Here is an 8,043-nt window from a genome sequence, read left to right as displayed (position 1 = left end):
TGACCCGGGTTTTTTTTTTTTTTTTTTCCCCCCCCCCCCCCAACCCCGGTGCCCCCCCTCGCCTCCCCCCTTTGTGCGGTGTCGCCCTGTTCCCCCCCCGCCGCGCTGGTCATCACGATCAGCGGCCGGATCACCGCCTGGCAGACCAACCCGCAGTGACCGCCGCTAGCGCGCCGCCGTCAGGCCGCCGTCGATGGTGACGATCGTTCCGCTGATATAGCCGGCCCGCTCGGACGCGAGGAACGCGACCAGGTCCGCGACCTCACCGGGCTCGGCGACCCGCCCCGAAGGCAGCGCGGCGAACTGGGCGTCGACGTCGGTGTTCGCGGCCCGCATGGCCGCGATCCGCTCGGTGGCCACGGGGCCGGGGTTCACGCCGACCACGCGTACGCCGTGACGCGGGCCTTCGCCGCCGAGCGCCTTGGTGAAGGCCATCAGCGCCGCGTTGCCCGCGCCACCGGCGATGTAGCCGGCGGTCGGCTGCTCACCGCCGGTGCCGATGACGTTGACGATCACCCCGCGGCCCCGGTCGCGCAGCCGCGGGTACACGAGCCGGAAGAGGTCGATGTAGCCGAAGACCTTGAGGTCCCACGCGTGCCGCCACCGCTCGGGCCCGACGTCCTCGAGCGTGCCGGCGGGGATGTCACCGGCGTTGTTGACGAGGACGTCGACGGCGCCGACCGCTTCGGCGAGCCGCGCGAGGTCGGCGGCGACCCGCAGGTCGACGGCGTGGGTGGTCACTTCGACACCGTGGTCCGCGCGCAGCGCCCGGGCGCGCTCTTCCAGCGCCTCGCCGTTGCGCGCGGCCAGCTGCAAAGCACAGCCTTCGGCGGCCAACGCCTCGGCGATCGCCGCGCCGATGCCTTTCGACGCGCCGGTGACCAGCGCTCGTTTGCCCGTGAGGTGGAGATCCATCCGGTCAGTCTGCTCGCCTGAACCGTCAGCTGTCTTCGCGGTAGAGAACCAGGTGCTCGTGATAGAGCACACCGTCGCGGATGTCGCCGGTTGCGGTGAAGCCGGTGTCGTCCACGTAGTCGAGGTGGGTGCCCGTGACCGTGTACCTGCCGGTGTAGGCGCTCTTCCGGGTGCCGCGCGCTTCGTCGTAGCGGCCGTCCGGGAGCAGTTCCTGGCGGATGTGGCCGTCAGCCGTCACCCACATTCCGACGACGGGAGTTCCTTCGTTGTCCATGCCTCCAGCGTCGCCGGTCCGCCGCGGGCGAACCAGGGAGAGCTACTCCCAGGTTCACTCCCCTCGACCGGGCCGCAGCGTCCCGGTCGCGGTCTGCCGTCCGTGGCGGTCGCGGACCGACGTCGTGGCGCCGTCGGCGCGGGCGATCAGGCCCTGGTGGTCGAACAGCGGTGCCACGAGCCGGTATTCGAAGTCCAGGTCGCCGGTGGCGCCCTTCGCCCGGGCCGCTTCCGCCATGGCGAGGGCCTGGAGCGGGCCGTGGGTGAGCAGGCCGGGGTAACCCTCGACGTCGCGGCTGTAGTCACGGTCGTAGTGGATGCGGTGCGCGTTGTACGTCAACGCCGAGAAGCGGAACAGCAGCGTCGGCGTCACGTCGATTGCCCACTCGCCCTCGGCGGGCGGGACCTCCGGGCCCTCGTCGGAGGCGGCCAAGGCACTCGACTCATCGCGGTAGACGACGTCCTGCCGCTCGTCGACCACAACCTGGCCGCGCTGCCGGATCCGGTGGGCGACCACAACGAATGTCAGCGCGCCCGACCGGCCGTGCTTCTCCGTCGCGGAAAGGACTTCCGAGTGCCGGGTGGCAGGCTCACCGCACCGCAGTGCCCCAGTCGTCCGGACCCGGCCGCCCGCCCACATGCGTCGCCGGCCCGGTCCCGGCGGGGCCAGGACGGTGCCCCGCACCGGATGGCCGTCCGGGCCGAGGTTCGCCTGCGCGGGCCGGTCGAGCAGGTACAGCCAGTGCCACAGCAGGGGAAGGCCCGCTTCGACGTCGGGCATCGGCACGCCGAGCAGCGCGGCGAGCGCCTCGGCGGGCTCGGGCTGGATCAGCTCCATGCTTGTCCTTCCGGCTCAGGACGGAATCGGGTGGCGTTTGACCAGCTGGCGCGCGATCACGGTCCGCTGGATCTCGTTCGTGCCCTCCCCGACGATCATCAGGGGCGCGTCGCGGAAGTACCGCTCGACGTCGAACTCCGTGGAGTAGCCGTAGCCGCCGTGGATCCGCACGGCGTCGAGCGCGATCTGCATCGCCGTCTCGGACGCGAAGAGCTTCGCCATGCCGGCCTCCAGGTCGGCGCGCTCGCCGGAGTCGTACCGGCGGGCGGCGTGGTGCACCAGCTGGCGCGCGGCCTCGAGCTTCGTGGCCATGTCGGCGAGCAGGTTGCCGACCGACTGGTGCTGCCAGATCGGCTTGCCGAAGCTCTCCCGTTCCTGGGCGTAACGCAGGGAATCTTCGAGAGCGGCACGCCCGACGCCCAGCGCACGGCAGGCGACCTGGATGCGGCCGATCTCGAGCCCGCGCATCATCTGTGTGAACCCGTGGCCCTCTTCCGCGCCGAGCAACGCCGTCGCCGGGACACGGAAGTCGTCGAAGGCCAGCTCGCAGCTCTCGACGCCCTTGTAGCCGAGCTTCGGCAGGTCGCGCGAGACGTGGAAGCCGGGGCCGGGCTCGGCGAGCAGGATGCTGATGCCGCCGTGCGCGGGTTCCGCGGCGGGATCGGTCTTGCACAGCAACGCGATCAGCTGCGACCGGCGGGCGTTCGTGATCCACGTCTTCGAGCCGTTGACGACGTAGGTGTCGCCGTCGCGGCGGGCCGTGGTGCGCAGGGCCTGCAGGTCGGAGCCGCCGCCGGGTTCGGTCAGGGCCATCGTCGCGCGGATCTCGCCGGTCGCCATCTTCGGCAGGTAGGCGTCTTTCTGTTCGGGTGTGCCGTGGTCGAGCAGGAGCTTCGCGACGACGGTGTGCCCGCCCATCGCCCCGGCGAGGCTCATCCAGCCGCGCGACAGCTCCTCGGTGACGGCGGCGTAGCACCGCGCGGAGACGTGCGCCTCACCCCACGGCTCGGGGATCGCGAGGCCGAAGATGCCCATCTCCTTCATCTGGCCGATGAGCTTCTCCGGGTAGACGTCGCCGTGGTCGAGCTCCTGCGCGACAGGCCGCACCTCCCGGTCGACAAACGCCCCCACCACGGCGACGATCGCCTCTTCCTCTTCGGTGAGCCCGTCCATGACGACTTCCTCTCTGCGGCCGGCCGGTCTGCTCACCCCATCATCGCCGGTGAACGACGCCGGCCCTCCGCGCAGCTCCAGACGCGGAGGGCCGATCCCACCTGACGAACGCCGTCGCTCAGGCCGGGCAGAACGTGTCGTGCGCCGGGCGCTTGCCGGTGGCCAGGTAGTCGCTCACCGCGGTGTTGCCGCACTGGTTCGCGCCGTTGAGGTACGCCACGTGGCCGCCCTGGTCAGCCGTCACCAAGCGGGCGCGGTCGCCGAACGCCGCGCGGAGACGCAATGCGCCGGGCATCGGCGTCGCCGGGTCGCGGAGGTTCTGCAGCATCAGCACGTTCGCCGGGCCGTGATCGGTGATCCGCACCCGCGGCTCGGCCGGTGACGGCCAGAACGCACACGGCCGGATGTTCGCCGCGTACGGGCCGTACATCGGGTAGCGGATCCGGTCGACCTCGACGTTGCGCTGGTAGGTCGCCACCGACTGCGGCCACCGCGAATCACCGCAGACCACCGCGAGGTACCCCGACGCGAAGTTGTCGGTATCCGCGGCGGCCGCCGTGGACGGCGACGTCCCGGTCCCGTCGAACTTGTGCCAGAACTTCGCGATGGCGGGCAACGTGACGTCCGCGCGGAGCAGGGCCGCGGTGAGCGTGCGGAACGTCGTGCCGTCGTACCCCTGCTCCGGCGCCCGGTCCAGGCGCTCGGCGAGCTCGAAATACTTCGCCTTCACGCCCGCCGGGCTCGTGCCCAGGCCGTACTGGCCCGGGTCGGCCGCGGCGATCTTCGCGAACTCCGGGAAGCGGGTTTCGAAGCCGAGACCCTGGCTCCGCAGCGCTTCGACGTCGTAGCCCTCCGGCCCGAGGCTGCTGTCCAGCACGATCCGGTCGCTGCGCTCGGGGAACAGCGTCGTGTACACCGCACCGAGGTACGTCCCGTAGGAATCGCCGTAGTACGACAGCTTCGGCTCACCCAGCGCCGTCCGGATCCGGTCCATGTCGCGCGCGGTGTTCGCGGTGGTGACGAACGGCAGCATGGACGCCGTTTTCGACGTCAGACACTGCTGAGCGACGGTTTTGGCGGCCTCGGCCGCCTTCGCGACGTCCGCCGGGCCGTGCGGGAAGGGCGGGTTCACGCTCGTCGTGCGCTGCTCGGGCGTCAGGTCGCAGGTCACCGGGGTGCTGTGGCCGATCCCGCGTGGGTCGAACCCGATCACGTCGTAGGCGTCGCGCACCTGCTGCGGCAGTCCCGATGCCACGAGCGTGCCCGGGAAGCTCAGGCCGTCGAGGCCGGGGCCACCCTGGTTGACCAGCAGGACACCGCGGCGCTGGGCGGGCTTCGCGCTCGCCAGCCGTGAGATCGCGACGCTGATCTTTCGCCCGTCCGGGTGACGGTAGTCCAGGGGCACGTCGAGGTTCGCGCACTGCAGGCCGGGCTTCGCGACGTCGGCCGGACACGGCCCCCACGCCACCGGAGCCGCGCTTGTCGCGTCCGCTGCGGACACACCCGAAACCACCGCGGCGACGGCGAGCGCCGCCGGCAAGATCTTCGTTTTCATCACCATGGTTTCACCGCACCACCGCGCGGCCGGAGCGCCCCGTGCCATCTGTCATAGGGCGTTCGCGGCCGGTCCTGCCTAGGGTGACGGGGTGAGCGAGCGTGATCCCGGCCGGTTTTCCGTGCGGCAGTGGCCGGACTGGAGTTTCTGGGCGAACCGGCGGCGCCGGGTCGCCCCCGTCGTGGTGAACGGTCTCGCGCTGCTGGTGCTGATCCCCCGGGTTTCGATGATCGTCCACGGATCGCACGGTACGGCGCGCACGGTGCTCGCGCTCGCCGCGATCACCTGTTACGGCGCCGACTACGTCTTCGCGCTGTGGACCGGGCCGGCGGCGCCCCGGCGGCAGCGGACGGTCCTGGTGGCCGTGGTGTTCGGCTTCGGCCTCACCCCCGCCCTGCTCCTCGGGTCGCCCGAGTACCTGACGGATCTGACCTTCGCCGTCGCGCTCGGCCTGATGCTGCTGCCGCTGTGCTACTCGGTCCCGCTCGGGTTCGCGACGGCGGCGGCCCAGCTCGTCTGGATGCGAGCCGGGCCGGGGCACGTGACCTGGAGCCAGGTCGCCGCGCTCGGCGGGGTCACCGCGGCGCTCGGGGTGGTCTTCGCGCTGACGTTCACCGCCGGGCACCTGCGGGTCGCCCGGGCGCAGATCCGGCGGCTGGCCGTGGACGCCGAACGCGAACGGGTCGCGCGTGAGCTGCACGACATCCTCGGCCACAACCTTTCGACGATGGCCGTCAAGCTCGGGCTCGCCCGGCGGATCCTGGAGTCCGCCGCCGACCCCGAGCTCGCGCTGAGCGAGGTCCGCGACCTGGAAACCCTGTGCCACCAGTCGCTCGCCGACGTCCGCGCCACCGTCTCGGGGTATCGGGAGGTGTCGCTCGCCGCCGAGCTCTCCGGCGCCCGCCTGGCCTTGCGGGCCGCGGGTGTCCAGGCCGAGCTGCCGTCGTCGGCCGACGACGTCGAACCCGAGTTGCGGGGCGTTTTCGGTTACGTCGTCAGGGAAGCGGTCACCAACGTGCTGCGCCACTCCGACGCCGGGCACTGCCGCGTCCGGCTCGGCCCCGGCTGGGTCGAGGTCACCGACGACGGCACGGTCACCACCGAACCGGCGGCCGGGCACGGCCTGACCGGGCTCGCCGAACGGCTGGCCGCGATCTCGGGCCGGCTCGAACACGGCCGCGGCCCGCGCGGCGGCTACCGGGTCTTCGCCGAGGCGGGCGCCGCGTGATCCGCGTCCTGCTGGCCGACGACCAGGCCCTCGTCCGCGGCGCGCTGGTGTCCATGCTCCGCCTGGAACCGGACATCGAGGTCGTCGCCGAGGTCGGCTCGGGCACCGAGGTCCTCCCGGCGGCCCAGCGCACGCAGCCCGACCTGGCCCTGCTCGACGTGCAGATGCCCGGTCGCGACGGCCTCGCCGTCACCGCCGAGCTCCGGCACGCGCTGCCGGCGTGCCGCGTCCTGATCTGCACGACCTTCAGCCGACCCGGGTACCTCGCCCGCGCGATGTCCGCGGGCGCGGCCGGGTTCGTCGTCAAGGATTCGCGGCCGGAGCAGCTGCTCAACGCGATCCGCCGGGTCCACGCCGGACTGCGCTTCATCGACCCGGCGCTCGCGGCCGAGTCCCTGGCCATCGGCACGAGCCCGCTGACGGACCGCGAAGCCGACGTCCTGCGCGCAACGGCCGAGGGCGGCACGGTGGCGGACATCGCGAAGACGCTCGGCCTCACCGCCGGAACGGTCCGCAACCACCTCTCCTCGGCGATCGGCAAGACCGAAGCCCGCACCCGCGCCGAAGCCGCCCGCCTCGCTGAGACCAACGGCTGGCTCTGAGCCCGGCTCAGGACAGGCGCCGCTCCGCGGAGACCGAATAGGCCTGGGGCCGGAACGCCGGCACCGGGTCGTCCGAGGCCGCGACGCCGTCCGGCAGGCGCATCGGGTCGAAGACCTCCCGCTCCCAGCGGTCCTGGTCCTCGGCCGGGGCCGTGACGACCACGCGGCCGGCCGGGACCAGCTGGCGGCTCTCCGGCCACGCCTTCGCCGGGTCGTCGGTCGGGTCGCCGGGCTCGGCGAACTGGAACGCCAAGGTGAACTCCACCGGCGCCGCGCGCAGCCGGTCGCGGAGATCGTCGGTCAGGAAGTGCGGGCCCAGCTCACGGGCCTGGTCCGCGGTCAGGTCCAGCTCCCCCAGCTGCGGCAGCAGCCGGTACCGGAACGCCGTCCGCTTCCCCTCGGCGTCGACCAGGTGGAACGCGTGCAGGCCGTCGTAGCGGCAGCGTGCGAAGCCCGCCGGGGCCTGGCGCTTCACGAAGGCCAGGAGCGGGCCGCGGCTCTCGGGGTGACGGCGCAGCAGTGACAGCAGCGTGCGGAGCGCCCCGGCGCGCGCGGCGGGTGGGCCGGCCAGCCCGGAGATGATCTCCACCAGCTCGACGAACCCCTCCGGGTCGCGGCTGGGGAACACCCGGAAGTTGGCCGCGACCAGGTCGGCGACGCCGGTGTCGCCGTCGAGGAACTTCACCGCCATGCCGCGGGCGCGGTCGTCGGCGTCCCGGCTGCCCGAACCGTTGGAGAAGCGCACCACCGCCTTCGTCCGTTCACGCAGGTGCTTCGCCGTGGTCAGCGCGGACACCAGCCCCGAGGGCTCGAAGACCGCGTTGTACACCTCGCCGCGGGCGTGCAGGCGCCGGTCGTGCGGGGCCGGGTGCACCGCGGCCTCGATCCGGTCGACGGCTTCCGCGGGAGTCGGGTTCATCTGTTCTCCAGGTGTGGTCAGCGGCGGGCGGCGGCTTCGAGCGCGCTCCCGAGGACCCGCAGCGCCCGTCCCGCGTCCGCGCGCTGGCGGTCCGTCAGAGCTTGGACGACTTCGGCCTCCAGCGCGAGCCGCCGCGGCATGGCGTCGTCGACCGCGGCCGCGCCCGCGTCGCTGATCGTGACCAGGAAACTGCGCTTGTCCGCGGGGTTGGCCACCCGTTCCACCAGGCCGCGCCGCTCCAGTTTGGTCAGTGCCTTGCTCAGCGCGGCCGCGGACTTGCCCATCGTCAGCGCCAGCCGGCGGGCGATCACCGGCTCCGGCGCGTGCCGGAGGTGGAAGAGCAGGTCGAACTCCGACGAGCTGATCGGCGAGGTCTCGAACACCGGCTCGAGCAGGAGCTCCAGCATGGCGTGCGCGTGGATGAGGCCGCCGAACAACGCCATCGACGCCAGGTCGAGATCGGGCCGTTCGGCTCGCCACTGCTCCCAGGCGACTGCGGCGCCCTCGCCGTCGGCCATGCTCTCCCCCGCTTCGTCAACC

Annotated in this window: 9 protein-coding genes; 2 read left to right on the top strand and 7 right to left on the bottom strand. The window is 72.4% G+C overall.

Annotation, left to right across the window (positions count from 1 at the left end):
• Positions 1–165 precede the first annotated feature (165 nt).
• From ACZ63J_RS36505 to ACZ63J_RS36485, 5 genes are all read right to left on the bottom strand, one after another.
• The gene (locus ACZ63J_RS36505; RefSeq protein WP_465407871.1) at positions 166–915 is read right to left on the bottom strand and encodes a short-chain dehydrogenase/reductase; all 750 of its coding nucleotides are present in this window, start codon (positions 913–915) and stop codon (positions 166–168) included.
• A gap of 25 nt (positions 916–940) precedes the next feature.
• On the bottom strand, positions 941–1,189 hold the full coding sequence (locus tag ACZ63J_RS36500; protein ID WP_465439786.1) for an Atu4866 domain-containing protein: 249 nt from the start codon (positions 1,187–1,189) through the stop codon (positions 941–943).
• 54 nt (positions 1,190–1,243) lie between these two features.
• Positions 1,244–2,026 carry an HTD2 family dehydratase gene (locus ACZ63J_RS36495; RefSeq protein WP_465439784.1) on the bottom strand — a complete coding sequence of 261 codons (783 nt, stop codon included), beginning with the start codon at positions 2,024–2,026 and terminating at the stop codon, positions 1,244–1,246.
• A 15-nt stretch (positions 2,027–2,041) separates the two neighbouring features.
• Positions 2,042–3,199, bottom strand: a complete 1,158-nt coding sequence (locus ACZ63J_RS36490; protein WP_465439782.1) for an acyl-CoA dehydrogenase family protein — start codon at positions 3,197–3,199, stop codon at positions 2,042–2,044.
• 118 nt (positions 3,200–3,317) lie between these two features.
• Positions 3,318–4,760 carry an alpha/beta hydrolase gene (locus ACZ63J_RS36485; protein WP_465439780.1) on the bottom strand — a complete coding sequence of 481 codons (1,443 nt, stop codon included), beginning with the start codon at positions 4,758–4,760 and terminating at the stop codon, positions 3,318–3,320.
• A gap of 85 nt (positions 4,761–4,845) precedes the next feature.
• Here ACZ63J_RS36485 and ACZ63J_RS36480 point away from each other — a divergent pair, with 85 nt between their 5' ends.
• Together ACZ63J_RS36480 and ACZ63J_RS36475 are read left to right on the top strand one after the other, a co-directional pair.
• Entirely contained in the window at positions 4,846–5,982 is a 1,137-nt protein-coding gene (locus tag ACZ63J_RS36480) for a sensor histidine kinase (protein ID WP_465439778.1), read from the top strand.
• The gene (locus ACZ63J_RS36475; RefSeq protein ID WP_465407859.1) at positions 5,979–6,584 is read left to right on the top strand and encodes a response regulator; all 606 of its coding nucleotides are present in this window, start codon (positions 5,979–5,981) and stop codon (positions 6,582–6,584) included. The genes ACZ63J_RS36480 and ACZ63J_RS36475 overlap by 4 nt, the downstream gene beginning before the upstream one ends.
• A gap of 7 nt (positions 6,585–6,591) precedes the next feature.
• Here the strand turns inward: ACZ63J_RS36475 and ACZ63J_RS36470 are convergent, their stop codons facing one another.
• Positions 6,592–7,503, bottom strand: coding sequence for a catalase (locus ACZ63J_RS36470; RefSeq protein WP_465439776.1), 912 nt, complete (start codon positions 7,501–7,503; stop codon positions 6,592–6,594).
• Between the two features lie 17 nt (positions 7,504–7,520).
• Entirely contained in the window at positions 7,521–8,021 is a 501-nt protein-coding gene (locus ACZ63J_RS36465) for a MarR family winged helix-turn-helix transcriptional regulator (RefSeq protein WP_465407855.1), read from the bottom strand.
• Positions 8,022–8,043: the final 22 nt, after the last annotated feature.

The organism is Amycolatopsis sp. NPDC104863 (assembly GCF_055582965.1).
The sequence above is the reverse complement of the archived record's forward strand: the minus strand, read 5'-3'. Positions and strand labels throughout refer to the sequence as shown.

Coding starts and splice junctions, on each gene's coding strand:
- ACZ63J_RS36505 (WP_465407871.1), bottom strand. CDS start 915: ATGGATCTCCACCTCACGGGCAAACGAGCGCTGGTCACCGGCGCGTCG.
- ACZ63J_RS36500 (WP_465439786.1), bottom strand. CDS start 1,189: ATGGACAACGAAGGAACTCCCGTCGTCGGAATGTGGGTGACGGCTGAC.
- ACZ63J_RS36490 (WP_465439782.1), bottom strand. CDS start 3,199: ATGGACGGGCTCACCGAAGAGGAAGAGGCGATCGTCGCCGTGGTGGGG.
- ACZ63J_RS36470 (WP_465439776.1), bottom strand. CDS start 7,503: ATGAACCCGACTCCCGCGGAAGCCGTCGACCGGATCGAGGCCGCGGTG.
- ACZ63J_RS36485 (WP_465439780.1), bottom strand. CDS start 4,760: ATGGTGATGAAAACGAAGATCTTGCCGGCGGCGCTCGCCGTCGCCGCG.
- ACZ63J_RS36495 (WP_465439784.1), bottom strand. CDS start 2,026: ATGGAGCTGATCCAGCCCGAGCCCGCCGAGGCGCTCGCCGCGCTGCTC.
- ACZ63J_RS36465 (WP_465407855.1), bottom strand. CDS start 8,021: ATGGCCGACGGCGAGGGCGCCGCAGTCGCCTGGGAGCAGTGGCGAGCC.